Annotated in this window: 1 protein-coding gene; it reads right to left on the bottom strand. The window is 57.3% G+C overall.

Annotated features, from left to right (window positions below; translation table 11 throughout):
* A partial coding sequence (locus tag J5M71_RS28560) for a hypothetical protein (protein WP_207839027.1) occupies positions 1 to 266 on the bottom strand: 266 nt, incomplete at its 3' end.
* Between the last annotated feature and the right edge of the window lie 177 nt (positions 267 to 443).

A 443-nucleotide genomic window follows, 5' to 3' on the forward strand; every position in this document is an offset into this window, starting at 1 on the left:
GCCTGAAGCTGTGCCGCCGATCGTGTCGCTCGCTCGAACGCTTCCTCCACACCTGCGCGTGCACGTCGCTCTGATCGCCATGCCAAGTACGAGGCCAGCGTCGTATACACCAGCACGCCCAAATAGACGGCGCTCACTGGAATGTTGCCGCTAGCATGCTCGTATACGAACAACAAAGCTGCAATCACTCCGCCAGTCAACCAAGCCGAAACCCTCCGACTTATTAGCATCAAGAACTCACGGATCTCTTCGAGGTGCCTACGCATACACATATTCCCCTTCCCTAAGCTTGCCGGGATTTATAATCCCTGGAAACGCATGTTCAGCCGGCCTACGGCGACGCCCAATGATAGTTCGCTTGGACGCCTCTTCGTCCTCTGCGCGGGGCTCCATATGTGACGCGCTACCTGTGGTGCGCTGCCGCGACTCGAATGTTGACAGTC

The organism is Pseudomonas sp. 43(2021) (assembly GCF_017490805.1).
In the GTDB taxonomy this organism is placed as follows: Bacteria; Pseudomonadota; Gammaproteobacteria; order Pseudomonadales; family Pseudomonadaceae; genus Aquipseudomonas.